The sequence below is a fragment of the Lysinibacillus louembei genome, assembly GCF_033880585.1.
Taxonomy (GTDB): Bacteria; Bacillota; Bacilli; order Bacillales_A; family Planococcaceae; genus Metasolibacillus; species Metasolibacillus louembei.
Map to the genome: position 1 here is coordinate 417094 of NZ_CP137624.1, position 17618 is coordinate 434711.

General features: G+C 39.3%; 18 protein-coding genes. 3 read left to right on the plus strand and 15 right to left on the minus strand.

Going from position 1 to position 17618, the window contains the following annotated elements:
• The first annotated feature begins 24 nt into the window (after window positions 1-24).
• Both R6U77_RS02005 and R6U77_RS02010 read left to right on the plus strand, forming a co-directional pair.
• Window positions 25-1590: a hypothetical protein gene (locus R6U77_RS02005; protein WP_319837233.1), complete on the plus strand. Its 1566-nt coding sequence runs from the start codon at window positions 25-27 to the stop codon at window positions 1588-1590.
• 11 nt (window positions 1591-1601) lie between these two features.
• On the plus strand, window positions 1602-4352 hold the full coding sequence (locus R6U77_RS02010; protein WP_319837234.1) for a DEAD/DEAH box helicase: 2751 nt from the start codon (window positions 1602-1604) through the stop codon (window positions 4350-4352).
• A 191-nt stretch (window positions 4353-4543) separates the two neighbouring features.
• Here R6U77_RS02010 and R6U77_RS02015 read toward each other — a convergent pair whose 3' ends face one another.
• Window positions 4544-4963: a single-stranded DNA-binding protein gene (locus R6U77_RS02015; protein ID WP_319837235.1), complete on the minus strand. Its 420-nt coding sequence runs from the start codon at window positions 4961-4963 to the stop codon at window positions 4544-4546.
• Between the two features lie 282 nt (window positions 4964-5245).
• Between R6U77_RS02015 and R6U77_RS02020 the strand changes: the two genes are divergently transcribed.
• Window positions 5246-5674, plus strand: a complete 429-nt coding sequence (locus R6U77_RS02020) for a YwpF family protein (protein ID WP_293921542.1) — start codon at window positions 5246-5248, stop codon at window positions 5672-5674.
• A gap of 1024 nt (window positions 5675-6698) precedes the next feature.
• Here R6U77_RS02020 and R6U77_RS02025 read toward each other — a convergent pair.
• The 14 genes from R6U77_RS02025 to atpD form a co-directional block, all read right to left on the minus strand.
• Window positions 6699-7055 (minus strand): hypothetical protein, encoded by a 357-nt coding sequence (locus tag R6U77_RS02025; protein ID WP_293921541.1) that lies wholly within the window; start codon window positions 7053-7055, stop codon window positions 6699-6701.
• 97 nt (window positions 7056-7152) lie between these two features.
• The gene (locus tag R6U77_RS02030; RefSeq protein WP_293921540.1) at window positions 7153-7536 is read right to left on the minus strand and encodes a hypothetical protein; all 384 of its coding nucleotides are present in this window, start codon (window positions 7534-7536) and stop codon (window positions 7153-7155) included.
• A gap of 143 nt (window positions 7537-7679) precedes the next feature.
• Complete coding sequence (gene fabZ, locus R6U77_RS02035; protein WP_319837236.1) at window positions 7680-8117, minus strand: 3-hydroxyacyl-ACP dehydratase FabZ; 438 nt, start codon at window positions 8115-8117, stop codon at window positions 7680-7682.
• A gap of 91 nt (window positions 8118-8208) precedes the next feature.
• The gene (locus tag R6U77_RS02040; protein ID WP_319837237.1) at window positions 8209-8487 is read right to left on the minus strand and encodes a DNA-directed RNA polymerase subunit beta; all 279 of its coding nucleotides are present in this window, start codon (window positions 8485-8487) and stop codon (window positions 8209-8211) included.
• An 18-nt stretch (window positions 8488-8505) separates the two neighbouring features.
• Window positions 8506-9342 (minus strand): flagellar hook-basal body protein, encoded by an 837-nt coding sequence (locus R6U77_RS02045; RefSeq protein WP_319837238.1) that lies wholly within the window; start codon window positions 9340-9342, stop codon window positions 8506-8508.
• A 15-nt stretch (window positions 9343-9357) separates the two neighbouring features.
• On the minus strand, window positions 9358-10197 hold the full coding sequence (locus tag R6U77_RS02050; RefSeq protein WP_293921536.1) for a flagellar hook-basal body protein: 840 nt from the start codon (window positions 10195-10197) through the stop codon (window positions 9358-9360).
• A 69-nt stretch (window positions 10198-10266) separates the two neighbouring features.
• Window positions 10267-11268 carry a rod shape-determining protein gene (mreB, locus tag R6U77_RS02055; RefSeq protein ID WP_293921535.1) on the minus strand — a complete coding sequence of 334 codons (1002 nt, stop codon included), beginning with the start codon at window positions 11266-11268 and terminating at the stop codon, window positions 10267-10269.
• A gap of 301 nt (window positions 11269-11569) precedes the next feature.
• Window positions 11570-11836, minus strand: a complete 267-nt coding sequence (locus tag R6U77_RS02060) for a sporulation transcriptional regulator SpoIIID (protein WP_293921534.1) — start codon at window positions 11834-11836, stop codon at window positions 11570-11572.
• A gap of 91 nt (window positions 11837-11927) precedes the next feature.
• A complete protein-coding gene (locus R6U77_RS02065) occupies window positions 11928-12593 on the minus strand; it encodes a M23 family metallopeptidase (protein ID WP_293921533.1) in 666 nt (221 codons plus the stop codon).
• Between the two features lie 56 nt (window positions 12594-12649).
• Window positions 12650-13534 (minus strand): stage II sporulation protein D, encoded by an 885-nt coding sequence (spoIID, locus tag R6U77_RS02070; protein ID WP_319837239.1) that lies wholly within the window; start codon window positions 13532-13534, stop codon window positions 12650-12652.
• Window positions 13535-13629: 95 nt separating this feature from the next.
• Entirely contained in the window at window positions 13630-14940 is a 1311-nt protein-coding gene (gene murA, locus R6U77_RS02075; RefSeq protein WP_319837240.1) for a UDP-N-acetylglucosamine 1-carboxyvinyltransferase, read from the minus strand.
• Between the two features lie 400 nt (window positions 14941-15340).
• Entirely contained in the window at window positions 15341-15583 is a 243-nt protein-coding gene (locus tag R6U77_RS02080; protein WP_319837241.1) for a DUF1146 family protein, read from the minus strand.
• A gap of 142 nt (window positions 15584-15725) precedes the next feature.
• A complete protein-coding gene (locus tag R6U77_RS02085) occupies window positions 15726-16133 on the minus strand; it encodes a F0F1 ATP synthase subunit epsilon (protein ID WP_293921528.1) in 408 nt (135 codons plus the stop codon).
• Window positions 16134-16158: 25 nt separating this feature from the next.
• Window positions 16159-17574: a F0F1 ATP synthase subunit beta gene (gene atpD, locus R6U77_RS02090; RefSeq protein ID WP_293921527.1), complete on the minus strand. Its 1416-nt coding sequence runs from the start codon at window positions 17572-17574 to the stop codon at window positions 16159-16161.
• Between the last annotated feature and the right edge of the window lie 44 nt (window positions 17575-17618).

Sequence of the window (17618 nt, forward strand, 5' to 3'; positions counted from 1 at the left end):
GACTTTTTTAGGGGAGAGACTATTATGGCTTTATCAATATCTGATGTAGCACGTCGCTATTCGGCGTTTATTCGTCAGCAACTTGAAGAAATGGAGCGCTTGTTGCAGCCATCATCCATAGAGGATGAGGAGCTTGTGCGTCGTGCTGTATTTTCCGTGCGAAATAAATCCGTGCTGTTTGAACGCTTTCTTCCACAAAAGGATGTGCTATTTACTGTTGTTCAAGATGTGCGCCCTGCTGAAGTAACTGTAGATTTTGGACAACAGCTTATTATATGTACATGTCCCCAGCAAAATTGCTGCCGTCATAAGCTCGGCGTTATTTTAGGACTTTATCAATATTTAGGTTCTGTGCAGGAATGGACGAGCAAGTGGCGTGCACAAAAAAATGTTCATTTAAAATCTTTAGCGACAGAGCGAAGTCCCGAGAGCTGGCAGCGCATGGTTGACGAAGTGATGCAGCACTCACTGCATGGTGCAAAGGCAATCGAAAGCTATTCTATTTCTGCCTTATTAACAACTACACATACAAAGCTGCAACGCTATACACCACTTGAACGTGAATGGCAACCACTATTTAAATTATTTATGGAGCTCTCTGTATTGAATAAGCTTTGGATTCATTTAAATCACACTAATTCACCTATTGATAATTATTATTTTGAAGCAGCAATGAATCATCGTTTAGACATCGTGCATACAATTGTTTCTGAGCTAGGCTCAAAATCGCGCTTATTTGCAACAGACCCATTTTACGATGCGATACAGGACCTTGTACGTGAGCTTCTTTTTGAGCGTAGTGGAAGACCACAAATACGCTTTCAATTTTATTTAACGATTTGGACAGAAGTCTTTACTGAAAAAGCTCGCTATGAAAAAGAGTTATTTCTATTAGAGAAGTTGCATACAACAAGTGATTTCCCAATGACTGTTAACAGAACTCTTTTCTACGTTTTATTAAAAGATTGTGAAAAGCTTGATGAGCAACTATCTTATTTAGAGCAATCACAGCTCGCATTTTATTTGCCGATTGCTAAATTAGCATTGAAGCATTATATGGAAGGTCTCCAATTATTATTAAAGGTCATCCTACCATTTTTAGAAAACTTTATTCATACGACTCTTGCGCCACAGCAGCGCCCATTATTTATTAAAGACATTAATGCACTTTATTCCGCTATTGAGCTATCTGAGCAAGAAGCAGTAATACTTTATCAAGCTTTCGGTCGTTATGGCATTCAGCCTTATGCTGATTTTTTATTGCAGAAGGCACGTTATGAGGAGTGGGTAGCTCTTCAACAGTTATATCCTTCTTCTATTAGCCATTTGGAAGCGCGCGGTTTGAAAACTGTTATTCAAGAGGCACCTGCAGCTGTCTTACCGCTTTATCATTATTATGCGTTAGAGGAGCTGCGCCAAAAATCACGCATGAATTATAAGCAGGCGATTCGCATTTGGAAATCAATGAAAAGCGCTGCAAAAAAAGCTGGCAAAATGACCTATTGGACAAATTACATGCAAACGATGCAACAAAAATATAAACGATTGCGCGCATTGCAAGAAGAACTGGATAAAAGCAATCTCATTTAAGGAGTTTTTATATGACTGACATACTGATATCACCTTTTGTAAAGTCACTGCGCTTAAAAATTACAGCTCTTCAAAATGGCTTTTTCTCCATCATGGCATTACATGAGGATGGTTTAATCGTGCCTCCAGAGAGCTGGATAGCACAGCTTTTTTATAAATATGAAGCAAATTTTTATGGGCTTACTGTATCTTTAGACGAACGCGATATTACCTTATCTACAGCTGAGCTATTAGATGTGCTCTCACCTGCTTTTAAACATCCTTTATTGCATATCATTGGCGCAGATGCTAGCTCAAATACTTTGCTGGAAAAATTCCAACAGCTTATTCCTCAGTGGACGAATAGTACGCTTTGGCAAAGCGCTTCCTTTCATGAGCAAATACTACAATTTGCTCATGATGAAGAGCGTATTTTAGCTACTGCTGCTACACAAAAGCTTGTAAGCAATGGCGTACAGCTTGATCAATTAGAGGAGCTTGTACCTTTTTTCATTAATGGCGGTTGGCCATTGCAAACTGAGCACAATGCTGATGGCTTAAAGGTGGCACTACGTTTAAGTGAACCGGATGAAACAAGCCAGCAGTGGCTTTTAGAAACGATTTTAATTACCTCAACAGAAAGGCATTGGACACCCGCTATACGCAAACGTGAACTGGCAATTGAAGAAGCATTGCCTGATAAGTGGAAAGCTGCCGCTGCTGATATCGCTGCTATCCAACAACAAATGGCATCATTACTAACTGTAGATGATATAAATGGTGAAAGCTTTATTTATCATCCGCTCACAGATGAGCAAGTAAAGGGCTTTTTGCGTAATGATATTGCCGTTTTACAGGCGCTCAGCTACGAAATTGTTTTACCTGCTTGGTTAAAGGAGCTGAAGCAATCGAAAATGCGAGTGCAAGTAAGTGCAGGTCAAGCATCTACTCGCTCTGTAGCAAGTCTTGATGATGTGTTAACATTCAAATGGCAATTTTCAATGAATGGTGAAAATATTTCTGCTGAACAGTTCCAAAAGCTTGTCGATGAAAAGCGCGAATTTATGCGAATTGGTACGGAATGGTTCCGCATTGATGCAGCTTGGATGCAAGAAATGCGTGAGCTTATGGATAAGGCGACTAATGAGCAATGGACAGTTAAAGAGTTGTTATTTAGAGAACTACCTGAAACGTTAACTGCACCCGCTGAGGAATTGGATGAAGACGATGCAGAACGTGATGACCCTATACTAGCGTTCCAAATCCAACAATCTTTGCAAAACTATTTACAGCAGCTACAGGAGAAACAAGGCTTACCTACTATTCCTGTACCTAGCCAGCTAGAAGCTGAGCTGCGACCATATCAGCAGCAAGGTTTTGAGTGGCTCGTCTTTATGCGTGAGCAAAAATTCGGGGCTTGCTTAGCAGATGATATGGGGCTAGGAAAAACGATTCAAACGATTAGCTATCTTTTATATACAGTAAATATGCTCAATGTCACAGAGCCTGCGATTATCATTTGCCCGACCTCAGTTTTAGGCAATTGGCAAAAAGAGCTAGCACGCTTTGCACCTTCTTTAAATGTTTATACACATTATGGAGCAAATCGCTTAAAGGATGAAACGCTGCGCGATGAAATCCAGCGTGAGAAGCCTCATATTATCGTATCAACATATGGCACAGTTTCACAGGATGTGGAGTTTTTACAGTATTTCAATTGGTCGAGCATTATTTTAGATGAGGCACAAAATATTAAAAACATGCAAACCATCCAATCACGTGCAATTCGTAAGCTGCGTGGTGAGCATCATATCGCATTAACAGGTACACCTGTGGAAAACCGCTTGTCAGAGCTTTGGGCAATTTTTGATTTTATTCATAAAGGTTATCTCGGTAGCTTTAGCAAGTTTCAAGAGCAGTTTATTTTACCGATTGAACGCGATGATTCCGAGCAGCATAAGGAGCAGCTGCGTGCAAAAATTCAGCCATTTTTACTCCGTCGGACAAAGCGCGATTCAGACTTAATGCTCAATTTACCTGAAAAACAAGAAATGCCAGAATTTTGCCCATTAACTGCTGAGCAAGCTGCCTTATATGAAAGCTATATTGAGGATACGGCAGCACAGCTTGAGCAGTTAACAGGCTTTGAAAAAAGAGGGCGCATTTTAAAAATGCTTAATAAATTAAAGCAGCTATGTAATCACCCTGCACTTTATTTAAAGGAGCCTTTTGATGATGCGGAGACGATGTTAAGCCGTTCTGTGAAGCTAAGACGTATTGTCGATTTAACGGCTGAAATCGTTCATAACGGAGAGCAATGTTTAATTTTCACGCAATATATTGGCATGGGCAATATTTTACAGCATTGCTTTGCTGAGCTGTACGATATTGATGTACCGTTTTTAACAGGTAGCATGCCAAAGCAACAGCGCGATCGCTTAGTAGAGGCATTTCAAGCTGGGGCATTTCCAATTTTTATTTTGTCCTTAAAAGCTGGGGGAACAGGGTTAAATTTAACAGCTGCAAACCATGTATTGCATGCGGATCGCTGGTGGAATCCTGCAGTGGAAAACCAAGCAACAGATCGCGCATATCGAATCGGACAAACACAATTTGTACAGGTCCATAAATTTATAACAATTGGTACAATTGAAGAAAAAATTGATAAAATGCTCACGATAAAATCAGCTTTGTCAGAGGAGCTTATCCAATCAAGTAAATGGATTACTGAGCTGCAAGATGATGAGCTACGCGAGCTTTTTGCGCTTGATTTAGTAAAATAAAACGAAAGCGTCCTATCTTTGCGCCAAAAGATAGGACGCTTTTAGGTTCTCTGTTATTCAGTTGTATTTTTTAATTGTGCTCCTGCGGTTACTCGTCGCAGAAAAGATTATTATGCGATTAAGAGGTAGGTTTTCGCACTCCTTTCTAATTGTTTTAAGATAGAGGTTAGTTAGTTTTGTGGAAGTTCTTTTTACAGATTAGTTGACAGTGTATCTTCAGGTAAAACAAAGTGTTCCATGACGTGCTGCATTTCATCGCTGGACTCCTCAGGTGGATTGTTTGCAGGCACGCTCTGTTTCAGTGCATAAAATCGGACGCTTTCTGCTAAAACATCCATCGCAAAAACACGGTTATTTTCTTTGTTCACATAGGAGCGTGTATGTAAGCGCCCGTTTATCCCAATTAAAGAACCTTTCCCGCAATATTTCGCAATATGTTCTGCTAGCCTTCCCCATGCGACACACAAAACATAATCTGCATCTACACTGCCCTCGCTATTGCGGTAATTGCGATTAATGGCTAATACGAAGCTCGTTTGTACTTTCGTATCAGATAATTGCCTTAGCTGTGGATTTTTTGTTAAACGTCCAACAAGTCCGATTTGATTCATTTATTCACCTCCTTCGTTAGCACTACTATACATGATGATGATTTTATTTGGCAAAATCTGAAAAATCATATTTGCTAACATTTTAGGGGGTTAAATTTTAAATTTCGACATTGCAAAAATTTATTTTGATCTATTTTAGCTTGCTAATACATTGCTCTGACAAGCGATAGCCGCAATATATCGAAAAATTAAGTTTCGCATTTTTTGTATGCTATACTAAAAGTAGATTCATTTCCAGAACAAATATTGAGGCTTTAACTATTATGAAGGGAGGCTGCTCGTTTGAAGACATTTAAACTAATGGCATTTCATTTATTAAATGAAGAGGCTATTCAGCCCATTCACATTATTGATGGCTTGACAATTAACTTAGAGGATAGCCATCAAACTTGGGTGCTTGAGCTGTTTATTCCAAATGAGTACTATTCAATTTTTAAAACGTTAGAGGACAATCAAACTGTATTTGACGCACATGCTGTTATTTCCTTTCCAGATAATGAACCCGCACCATTTTCTTTAATAGTTAGTGCCATTACCGAAATCGGTGATCGCTTATCCGTATTATTAAAAGGCTCGATTAAAGCCCGACGCCAAAAATATGCAGAGCAATTATTGCAGCAGCTATTAGAGGAAGGTTTATCGAATGATGAGCTATTGCAGCGTTTCCAGCATGATATGAAGGAGCGCCCAAAGTTAAATAAACAGCAATAGTCACAATTGACACTTTGATTAATTGAAAGAGTTGTCTGAAAGGCGTGTAGCTAATGCACATTTTTCAGGCAACGATATGCTTTCAGACAAAATAATTTTTTGTTCTAGAAATCGGGGCATTTGTTTGTGATTTCTCGGGTTATTTGCGACTTCTCCGATTTATTGGCGGCTTCCCAGATTTATTTGCGACTTCTCGAATTTATTTGCGACTTCCCAGACTTATTTGCGACTTCTCGGATTTATTTGTGATTTCTCGAATTTATTTGCGACTTCTCGAATTTATTTGCGACTTCCCGGATTTATTTGCGGATTCCACGATTTATTTGCGACTTCTCAAATTTATTGGCGGCTTCTCGGATTTATTTGCGACTTCCCGGATTTATTTGCGGCTTCTCAAACTTATTTGCGACTTCTCAAATTTATTGGCGGCTTCTCGGATTTATTTGTGACTTCTCGAATTTATTTGCGACTTCCCAGATTTATTTGCGGATTCTCCGATTTATTTGTGACTTCTCGAATTTATTTGCGGATTCTCCGATTTATTTGCGACTTCTAGGATTTATTTGCGACTCCCCAGACTTATTTGCGATTTCTCAAATTTATTTGCGACTCCCCAGACTTATTTGCGATTTCTCAAATTTATTTGCGACTTCCCGGATTTATTTGCGGATTCTCCGATTTATTTGTGACTTCTCGAATTTATTTGCGGATTCTCCGATTTATTTGCGACTTCTAGGATTTATTTGCGACTCCCCAGACTTATTTGCGATTTCTCAAATTTATTTGCGACTCCCCAGACTTATTTGCGATTTCTCAAATTTATTTGCGACTTCCCAGATTTATTTGCGGATTCTCCGATTTATTTGTGACTTCTCGGATTTATTTGCGACTTCCCAGACTTATTTGCGATTTCTCAGGTTTATTTGCGACTTCCCACATTTATTTGCGACTTTCCCCGCTTTATTAACTTAATAATACCCATTAGAAAAAACCAAAAGCGCTGTGAAGCACTTTTGGTTTTTCTTTAGCGGTTATCTACATTGTTGCGATCACGCATATCTGCTGGGTCCTCGATAATGTCTTCTTCGTTGACACGACGTTCAATTACGCGGCCATCGTTATCGACACCATCGTTAGGGGCAACGCGATCCACCTCGGCACCATTTCGTTCATCACGTAGGGCTGGAGGCACTGTGCTGTTAGGGGCACTATTGATTTCGTTATTGTAGCGTGGTGTATAGTTATCATCGATAACATCATCCACCCCTCGACGAATTTCCTTTGCTGGGGTATCGTCATTCATCGCATTACGGTCCCCTGCGTTACAGCCAGCTAAAAAAGATGTAGCAAGTAATGCTGCTGCTAAAAAGCCTTTCCACATAAAAATTCCCTCCTTTCCATGGACTCAATATGATCAATACTTGATCATTCATTAGAGTGCCCTGGAACGAAGGGAACTATCCGAACATTTTATAGATCTATTTCAATTTTTCTTTTAACAATTGCTCAACATATGCGGCTTCTGCCTTACAGCCATATTTGTAATTTGTGCCTAATTTTTTTTGCAGTTTTTCAATGGAGTCAATTTGCTTCTTTGTCGGCGCTTCATCTAAAATTTTCGCCATCACTTCATCCACTTTTTTTGCTATTTCATTATGAAATTCTTCACTCACTAATACTTCGTGAGGTACTTTATCAAACCAAGCTGCATTTTCTGTGAAGTATTGTTGCCAGCTTGCCATAAAGTCTTCCATTGAAAATTTATCTTCATCCCAACCAATACTCGCTAAATAAAGCTCAAATGATGTGGAAATTGATCGTGTAATACTTATCTTTACACCTGAAGACAGTTCTTTATACATAAAAATTTAAACCTCCTACGTTTAAAAAGCCAACCCCTCAAAACTCAACTTATATATCTTATAATTTTTTCTTCATAAATGCAAATAGCACTAAAATATGTGAAAAAATTGTCTATACAACCATTGTTACTTAGACAAAGCCATCATTTTGGTTGCTCTGGACCAATTGCAAATAAAATATCCGTTTCACATACTAGCTCGCCATCGACAGTTGCAACAGCGTGTCCTTTACCCATTTGACCGCGTAGCTTGACAAACTCTACTTCCATTTTCAATTGATCACCTGGCACTACTTGACGTTTGAAGCGACAATTATCAACGCCTGTTAAAAAGACAATGCGGCCTTTAAAATCATCTGAGCTTAGCAGCGCTACGCCACCTACTTGTGCGAGAGCCTCAACAATAAGAACGCCTGGCATTACTGGATAGCCCGGAAAATGACCATTAAAGAAATCCTCATTAATCGTTACATTTTTAATGCCTACTGCGCGTTTGCCTACTTCAATTTCTAAAACGCGATCAACTAATAAAAATGGGTAACGATGTGGTAAAATCGCTTGAATTTGTTCTGCATTTAACATAAAAATTCCTCCACTCATGTTCACTATTATGTATATTGTGCTCATTTAGTGAGATGGAGCTGTCTTTTAAGACAACTCCAAACTAGAGCATTTATTCTTTTCCTTCAATAATATCAAATATATGTTGCCAAGTGCTCCATTTTAATGCATCGCTCGGTTCTCCGCTTCCAAGAAAGCCGTAGCCAAACATCACGCCACCTGCTGCTGCACAAAGCAATAAAGCTAAGACAAGTACAATTCGCAACCAAATAGGAATTAAGCGTATTTGTACCCAGCGCGCTCTTCTCGCTCTTTCACTTGGCTCTGTTTCCTCGTTACGTCTGCTTCTCTTTTTAGGAGCTACATCTTGTTCATTGAATTCGTTCGTCATTTCTTATACTCCTCATGCTTATCGAATACCATTAATGAGCCCCAGCATTTGATCTGCAAGTGTTACTGCACGTGAATTAAATTGATATGAGCGCTGTGTCGCAATTAAATCTGTCATTTCTTTTGACATATCTACATTCGACATTTCTAATTTTTGATTGCTCAAGCCAATGTCTCCACGATTTGCTCCTTGTAAATCAGTCAAAATATCCGCTTGTGTATAACCGAGCCCTGCTAAATCTGTAGGTAGACCAATATATGTGCCACTTACATGCTCCATCACCTGAGGCTTTTGTAATTCTGATACAGCTAAATCTACTGCTATTACATCACCATCTGGATATTCTATATTTAAACGACCATTCGGTGATAGCGTAAAGCCTGTTGCGAAATCAGGGAAATAAATCGCCTCACCGTCACTATCTGCTACAGGATGTCCATCGCCATTGACAAGCATCATTTGTCCATTGCCCATCGGTGATACGTAAAAATCACCTTGACGTGTATATACTGTACGCTGCCCGTCACCATCAGGCATTAAAATGTTAAAATATTGGTTTTCTTTCGTAAACGCAAAATCAAGGTCGCGGTCTGTTTGCTGCAATGAGCCTTGCTTTTGATTTGCTTGAATTAATGATACATGTGCCCCAACACCATATCGAATGCCTACAGGTGATTGGCGCAATGTTTTATCTAATTTATCGTTATTATACTGCTGGTAAAGTAGCTCTGAAAATTGTGCATCCTTTGTTTTATAGCCATGCGTATTACTGTTTGCAAGGTTATCGCTAATTGTATCTAGCTTTGTTTGTAGCTGTGTTAATGTATTTGTTGCTGTCACCATTGTACGTAGCATACAATCACCCCTCCGTTACACTTTTCCAATTTCATTTACTGCTTTTTCCATACTGCGATCATATGCCTGTAAAACCTTTTGGTTTGCCTCGAACGCACGATATGCTGTTAATAAATCTGTCATTGAACGTGCTGAATCGACGTTAGATGCTTCTAAATTTTTGTGACTTGTTGTAAAAGTAACGCCTGCTTGTCCGTATGCTGACGGTAATATACCTTCATCAAGCATGCGATATAAGCCGTTATCCTGCTTCATTAAAACATCTGGATTTGCTGAGAACGCCACACCAATTGTTGCAACCTGTGCACCATTTTCATCTATAATTGCACCATTGCTTGTAATCGTTATATTATCATTTGCTAGCTGAATAGGTTGACCTGCTTCAGATAATACATAAAGACCTTGCCCATTCACTAGATTACCTTGTCCATCTAAAGTGAAGTTCCCGTTACGTGTGTAAGCTTCTCCGCCTTCTGGATGCTGTAATCGGAAATAAATTGCTCCTTGATTGCCAGATGCTTCATCGATTGGCAACGTAACATCTACTAATGCTACATCTGTTGGCATACCTGTTTGCAATAATGAGCCTTGTGCATTGTTCGCAATTGTTTCTTGTAAGTATACTCCTGTTGTCAGTGCACCGATTGGCTTCAGCTGCTTTAAAGCTAACCCTTTTTCCGTTGGTATGTTTGTTGCGCCTTTTGCTGAAAGCAACATATCTGGAAATGAGCGAATTGTTGATTGATCTGCTTTGAAGCCTGGCGTATTTGCATTTGCCATATTGTTTGTCAATATTTCTGTGCGGCGTTGCTGTGCAAGCATGCCTGAAGCTACTGTGTAAAAACCTTTAAACATAAAGCATACCTCATTTGCTAGTTATTTTCATTGCGTAAAACATGCTCCCTCTCACTTACGAAGGTCGAATTAGTCTGCTGAAGTTCCTGCCGAACGGTCAATATTATTTAACATAATACCTGTACCGATTGCTACACAATCCATCGGGTTTTCCGCTATAAATACAGGTACTTTTAATTCTTCAATTAACAATTGGTCAATCCCATGTAAAAGCGCGCCTCCGCCCGTTAAAATAACACCGCGATCAATAATATCTGCTGATAGCTCTGGTGGCGTTTTTTCTAATACATTTTTCGCTGATTGTACAATCATTGATACAGATTCATGCAGCGCTCTTTCTATTTCAGACGAATGAATTGTAATTGTTTGCGGCAAACCTGTTACCATATCGCGTCCGCGAATTTCCATTGATTCGTTGCGATTGTTCGGAAATACTGTGCCGATTGTCATTTTGACAGCCTCTGCTGTACGTTCTCCAATTAATAGCTTATATTCCTTTTTTATGTATTGCAAAATATCATTATCAAATACATCGCCTGCTACTTTAATCGATTCGCTTGTTACGATGTCTCCCATTGATAATACAGCAATATCTGTCGTACCACCACCGATGTCAACGACCATGTTGCCGCTTGGTTGGAAAATATCCATACCTGCGCCGATTGCTGCCACTTTTGGCTCTTCTTCTAAATATACTTTTTTGCCACCTGATTTTTCAGCTGCCTCACGAATTGCTTTTTGCTCTACACTTGTAATATTTGTAGGACAGCAAATTAAAATACGTGGCTTCGATAAAAACCCTCGTACATTTAATTTATTAATGAAATGTCGTAGCATTGCCTCTGTCACGTCAAAATCTGCAATTACCCCGTCCTTTAAAGGGCGAATTGCTACAATATTACCTGGCGTTCGTCCAACCATTTGTCTCGCCTCTTCACCGACTGCTAAAACTTTTCCCGTTTTTTTATCCATCGCTACAACAGAAGGCTCATTTAACACAATTCCTTTGCCTTTTACATGGATTAAAACATTTGCCGTCCCTAAATCAATCCCAATATCCTTTGAAAACATTCCTGTAGTTTCTCCTTCCACCACTTCAAGTCTTGACGTACATTTTTAGTTTAAAAGGCTGTGAATATCCGCTTTTTCACAAGTCCTTATTATACATTTAGTTATCTAGATTATTTTATCACAATGAACAATGAATTACACCCTCTTTTATAGTAAGATATTCCCTAAATATGTAATATCAATTACACCTCGGCTAACTCTCATCCAGATTTTTTTGAGCTCGCTTTTAGTAGAAGTTAACCTAAAAATCCGCTGATTCAAGAGAAATAGAGAAAAGCACCTAGATGTACATTCGTATCATCTAGGTGCTTTGTTCGTGTTGCTTCGATTGCCATTTTTTCTTTGTTGCCTCTCCGCCCCGCAAATGCCGGACGGATTTATGATAGGCTAAAACTTTCTTGACTTCCTGTGCAAGTGGCTCATTGATTAGAATAAGCCTTTCCGTTAAATCTTTGTGCACAGTACTTTTAGAATAGCCTGTCATTTTAGCTAAAGTGCGGACTGTTTCTTTAGTTTCGATAAGCAACTCCCCTAGCTGAACACAACGACGCCGAATATGTTCGTGCACGTTCCCTTCCTTTCTACTTAGGATGTAAGAATGTGCCGTAGCTTAGTAGTATGTTTCTTCACCTTATGAGTCGTCCGCACCTATTTAGAACTTAGAATGCAAGCAATTTTCTTGGATTTATTGCTTCACCATTTTCCAACACTTCAAAATGCAAATGAATTCCCGCTGTCGGGTTCCAATCATTTTCAGTTGTTGTCGCTAACGGTTGCCCTTGAACAACCTCATCGCCCTCTTTAACAACGATGTCTGTAACAGAGCTATAGCGCGTTTCTAAACCGTTTGCATGCTCCACTGTAATCATATTACCTGTGAACGCATCCATTTTGACCTTTGTTACGACACCGCTCATTGCAGCAAGCACTTCAAATGGCTCACTGTTAATAGCAAGCGACATGCCAGACGATGTCGAAAATGTTTGCTTAAAGACAAGCAGTGCATTTTCACGCGTTTTTGCATCCGCAGAGAAATCATAGAAATCTTGTAAAATTGTCAATTCCTCTAAGTATGCTTCATCGAATGGATATTTCAAATTTTCTTGCGTTGCATTTGTTTCAATAATCGGTTGTTGCTGCTCTGGAATCTCTTCCTTTGCCACTGTTTCTGTTAGAAGATTCTCTTCCTTTTTCGTAACTAGCACATTGTAACTAAACATAAGTGCAATTATCGCGAGTGCAATACCCGCATAAATAGCTGGCCAAAACCATGGCTTTTGTTGTAAATTTTTCGGAGAAGGTTTTAAATTTTTTTCCTCTCGCATGTTCATCACCTCTGAAGCTAGTGTGAACAATCTACACAATTTTTAAACACGCTTGCTTATTTTTTTGTACAAACATTGCCAATTGTCGTTTGTGGGTAGTAGTGCGTAAGTATTTGTTGTGCTGTAGCATCATTGTTAGCTAATTCATTTGCACCGTATTGACTCATTCCAACTCCGTGCCCATAGCCTTTCGTTGCAATGACAATGTCATTGCCTTCCTCCATCATCATAAAATCGGTTGAACGCAATTGTAAAAGCTCTCTAAATTCACGTCCACTAAAATTTTTTTTACCTTTTACTGTTTGCACACGACCTGAGCTATTTCGCTCAAGCTGTAAATTTAAAAAATCCTCCTGTGTCCAATTTGTTTGCAGCTTGGCATTTAATTCATTTACCGTCATTTTAACTGTTTCGCTGTTTTCTTCAGGTGATGCTACAGATTGTAAATAAGGTATATCCTGTCCACCATAATTTTCTGCTGATTCTGTTACTCCATTTGATGAGGCATGAAACATTGCTGAAATTGGTTCTTCTTTATATAGTATAATTTGTCCTGTTGTCGTTTTTACAGCCTCTGTTATTTTACTTTCGTACTGCGCAAAGGCAGTTAACCACTTTTGCTGCCGCGCTTTTTCATCGATAAATACTTGATGTGCTGTTGTTGGCTTAATTGCTTTTTTTCCGTAGTCTGTATTACGTATTACATATGTGCGTGCGGCAATTGCTTGTGCTTGTAATGCGGCTGGATGAAAGCTAGCGGGCATTTCCGCAGCAACAACACCGATTAAATAGTGCTCTAGCGGTATGCTCTTAGCTACGCCTTCAATGGTAATTAAAATTTCGCATGGCTCCGCTACTGGCTTTGGCTTTTTGTAATAAAGAAGCGGCACAGTAAACAACATACATATCACAATAATGATGAGTAGTAGGTTTTTTTTCATACGCCATCTTATGTAGCTATTGACAATTTTATTTGCAAAAATAAAGGAGCAGTCTGAAAAGATATACTCTTTTCGGACAGCCCCTATTTCTATTATTATGCAGTTACTTGTTCAGCATTGTCTTCTTTGGCAATCTTTACTTCGCCCTCAGTTACACGTTCGATGTTTGCACCTAATGCTGCTAATTTTTCGTGGAATTTTACGTAGCCACGATCTAAATGGTGTAGCGCTGTTACGCGTGTAACACCTTCAGATACTAAGCCTGCTAAAATAAGCGATGCTGCTGCACGTAAATCTGTTGCAGCTACCTCCGCACCTTGTAATGCATTATTGCCTTCAATAAAGACAGAACGCCCCTCAATTTTAGCAATTGCATTCATTCGACGGAATTCCTCAACATGCATGAAGCGATTTTCAAATACCGTTTCAGTAATAATGCTTGTTCCTTCAGCAGATAGCATTAATGCCATCATTTGTGACTGCATATCTGTTGGGAAGCCTGGATGTGGCATTGTTTTAATGTCTACAGCCTTTAATCCACCTGTCGCACGTACACGCAGCCCATTATCCTGCTCTGTAATTTCTACGCCCATTTCACGCATTTTGGCAATCAGCGCTGTCATATGCTCTGGAATGGCATTTTCAATCACAACATCGCCACGTGTAATTGCTGCCGCAACCATAAATGTGCCTGCTTCAATGCGATCTGGAATAACATAATGTGTAATACCTTTTAGCTTCTCTACACCTTCAATGCGAATTGTCGCTGTTCCAGCACCTGTTACACGACCGCCCATCGCATTAATAAAGTTCGCTAAATCGACAATTTCCGGCTCCTTTGCCGCATTTTCGATAATTGTCGTACCTTCTGCTAATGCTGCTGCTGTCATAATATTTTCTGTCGCACCAACGCTTGGGAAATCTAAATAAATTTCAGCACCTTTTAATTTTTCAGCACGTGCCTCTACATAGCCATGTCCAAAAGAAATTTCAGCCCCCATCGCTTCAAAGCCTTTTAAATGCAGTTCAATCGGACGAGAGCCAATTGCACAGCCACCTGGTAAGGCAACACGCGCAAAGCGATTGCGTGCCAGCAACGATCCCATCACTAAAATCGATGCACGCATTTTACTAACAAATTCAAATTGCGCTTCACTTGATAAATCCTGAGACGCATCAATAACAATTTCATTCCCGTCTACATAATATTGTACATCTGCATTTAAGCTTTTTAATACTTCACCAATTGTATATACATCAGCTAATGCTGGAACATCTTTAATAACATTTTTTCCTTCAGAAGCTAATAAAGCTGCTGCTAAAATAGGTAATACAGCGTTCTTTGCGCCTTCAACTTTCACGTTACCTCGTAAAGTCTGACCACCCATAACGATAATTTTCTCCACAATTCGTCCCTCCGAATCTCATTCTCGTAAACTTGCTATTTTATTTAAAAGTTCATTGATATTTTTTATCCAAACACTGCTAATAATACAGCTATAACCCAACTTTATCAAGCATCTAATTCACTATTTTGTGTCGAATTTTGGCTTTATTTTTCATACTATATATTACGCACGGTATGTATAGTTGGTGAATCTGATATTGAATACTTTTCATGCGAGGTCAAGTTGGGCATGTTCTGTATTTCCCATGACATTTCGACACAATATAACGATTGTATACACTGTTCTTTTATACACCAAAATTCGATATGTTAAACATTTTTAGTCGATTACCCAGGAAATATATACTTTGTAGCGAAAAGCAAATAATTGTTCTCCCCTACAACCTATATAATGCATTTTATTGGAAAATATAAACTAAGCTTCTTGACCACTGCGAAAAGTTAATAAAAAAGTTAGAAACTGTCGAACCGATAACGATGCTAAATAAAATGTAAACGAGCTGAATTTGAAATGTTTTGCCTTTTTTAAACAATTGCTCAAAACGAAATGCTTGTAATGCATAGAATGCCACAGCAATGAAGAAAATATGCGAGGCAAGACCGAAAAGTGCCTGTTGACCTATTTCCGTATAAAAGTTCATTTTTACGTACACTCCTTGTATGAAAAAAGTTGTTTTTTTGAAGGTAAACTTTTTGTTTATTGGCAGTTTTGCTCACTTTATTAGCGTTTTCATTTAAAAGAGCTGTTTGAAAAGCTAAGCTTTCCAAACAGCCCCATTTGAATTAGATGTTACCCTCATGAACGTTGATACGATTCAACGCACGTTTTAGCGCTAACTCAGCACGTTTGAAATCAATGTCATCTTTTTTGCCTTCTAAACGACCTTCTGCTCGTTTTAATGCTTCTTTAGCACGAGCAACATCAATTGAAGCTGCATCTTCTGCTGAAGGAGCTAAAATTGATACTTTTTCAGGGCGAATTTCGATGAAGCCGCCGCTAACAGCTACATAATCAGTTGAACCATCTTCTTTTTTTAGCTTTACAGCACCAATTGTAAGAGGCGCAACCATAGGAATATGGCCTGGAAGTACACCCATTTCCCCTGAAACTGTTTTAGCGACTACCATTGTTACTTCAGAATCGTATACTGGGCCGTCGGGAGTGACAATACTGACTGTTACTGTCTTCATATTATTTTCCTCCTCGCCGTTAGAATTAAACCTCTACGCCCATGCCTTTTGCTTTTTCTACTACTTCATCAATGCTACCAACTAAACGGAAAGCATCCTCTGGTAAGTGATCCCATTTACCTTCAAGAATTTCCTTGAATGAGCGAACAGTTTCTTTAACAGGCACGTAAGAACCTTTTTGACCAGTGAATTGCTCCGCTACGTGGAAGTTTTGAGATAAGAAGAATTGAATGCGACGAGCGCGTTCTACTGTTTGCTTATCTTCATCAGATAACTCATCCATACCTAAGATGGCGATGATATCTTGTAACTCACGGTAACGTTGAATTGTACGTTGTACGCCAGTAGCAATTCCATAGTGCTCTTCTCCTACGATTTCTGGTGATAATGCACGAGAAGTTGATGCTAATGGGTCAACCGCTGGATAAATACCCATTTCAGATAATTTACGCTCTAAGTTTGTTGTTGCATCTAAGTGAGCGAAAGTTGTTGCTGGAGCTGGGTCAGTATAGTCATCGGCTGGTACGTAAATCGCTTGAATCGATGTTACAGAACCTTTTGTAGTCGATGTAATACGCTCTTGTAATTTACCCATTTCAGTAGCAAGTGTTGGTTGGTAACCTACCGCAGAAGGCATACGACCTAATAGGGCAGAAACCTCAGAACCTGCTTGTGTGAAACGGAAGATATTGTCGATGAATAAAAGTACGTCTTGACCTTGCTCATCACGGAAATATTCAGCCATTGTTAAACCAGTTAAAGCTACACGCATACGTGCACCAGGTGGCTCGTTCATTTGACCGAATACCATCGCTGTTTGATTAATAACGCCAGAGTCTGTCATTTCGTGGAATAAGTCGTTACCTTCACGTGTACGCTCACCTACACCTGCGAATACAGAAATACCGCTATGTTCTTGTGCGATGTTGTTGATTAGTTCTTGGATTAATACAGTTTTACCTACGCCGGCACCACCGAATAGACCGATTTTACCACCTTTAATATATGGTGCTAATAAGTCTACTACTTTGATACCTGTTTCTAGGATTTCAACTGAAGTAGATAATTCATCGAATTTTGGTGCTTCGCGGTGAATTGAGTCACGACGAGCTGATTCTGGAATTTCTTCACCTAAGTCGATTACTTCACCAAGTACGTTGAATACACGCCCTAGTGTTACTTCACCAACTGGTACTGAGATAGCTTTTCCTGAGTCAGTTACTTCTGCTCCGCGTTGTAAACCGTCAGTAGATGACATCGCAATTGTACGAACAACATCGTCACCTAAGTGGATTGCAACTTCAAGAGCTAAAGTAGTTGGCTCTTCATTTGGACGTTCAATCTTAACAGTTAAGTTGTTATAGATTGCTGGTAAATGGCCGTTTTCGAATTTAACGTCTACTACCGGACCCATTACTTGTAGAACTTGTCCTTTGTTCATGTTGTGTACCCTCCTATCGTATTCTTATACGAAGTCAGTGAAAG

Excerpts from the sequence above, each read along its gene's own strand:
- R6U77_RS02005 (WP_319837233.1), top strand. The coding sequence starts at position 25 with ATGGCTTTATCAATATCTGATGTAGCACGTCGCTATTCGGCGTTTATT.
- R6U77_RS02010 (WP_319837234.1), top strand. The coding sequence starts at position 1,602 with ATGACTGACATACTGATATCACCTTTTGTAAAGTCACTGCGCTTAAAA.
- R6U77_RS02015 (WP_319837235.1), bottom strand. The coding sequence starts at position 4,963 with ATGAATCAAATCGGACTTGTTGGACGTTTAACAAAAAATCCACAGCTA.
- R6U77_RS02025 (WP_293921541.1), bottom strand. The coding sequence starts at position 7,055 with ATGTGGAAAGGCTTTTTAGCAGCAGCATTACTTGCTACATCTTTTTTA.
- R6U77_RS02030 (WP_293921540.1), bottom strand. The coding sequence starts at position 7,536 with ATGTATAAAGAACTGTCTTCAGGTGTAAAGATAAGTATTACACGATCA.
- fabZ (WP_319837236.1), bottom strand. The coding sequence starts at position 8,117 with ATGTTAAATGCAGAACAAATTCAAGCGATTTTACCACATCGTTACCCA.
- R6U77_RS02040 (WP_319837237.1), bottom strand. The coding sequence starts at position 8,487 with ATGACGAACGAATTCAATGAACAAGATGTAGCTCCTAAAAAGAGAAGC.
- R6U77_RS02045 (WP_319837238.1), bottom strand. The coding sequence starts at position 9,342 with ATGCTACGTACAATGGTGACAGCAACAAATACATTAACACAGCTACAA.
- R6U77_RS02050 (WP_293921536.1), bottom strand. The coding sequence starts at position 10,197 with ATGTTTAAAGGTTTTTACACAGTAGCTTCAGGCATGCTTGCACAGCAA.
- mreB (WP_293921535.1), bottom strand. The coding sequence starts at position 11,268 with ATGTTTTCAAAGGATATTGGGATTGATTTAGGGACGGCAAATGTTTTA.
- R6U77_RS02065 (WP_293921533.1), bottom strand. The coding sequence starts at position 12,593 with ATGCGAGAGGAAAAAAATTTAAAACCTTCTCCGAAAAATTTACAACAA.
- spoIID (WP_319837239.1), bottom strand. The coding sequence starts at position 13,534 with ATGAAAAAAAACCTACTACTCATCATTATTGTGATATGTATGTTGTTT.
- R6U77_RS02080 (WP_319837241.1), bottom strand. The coding sequence starts at position 15,583 with ATGAACTTTTATACGGAAATAGGTCAACAGGCACTTTTCGGTCTTGCC.
- R6U77_RS02085 (WP_293921528.1), bottom strand. The coding sequence starts at position 16,133 with ATGAAGACAGTAACAGTCAGTATTGTCACTCCCGACGGCCCAGTATAC.
- atpD (WP_293921527.1), bottom strand. The coding sequence starts at position 17,574 with ATGAACAAAGGACAAGTTCTACAAGTAATGGGTCCGGTAGTAGACGTT.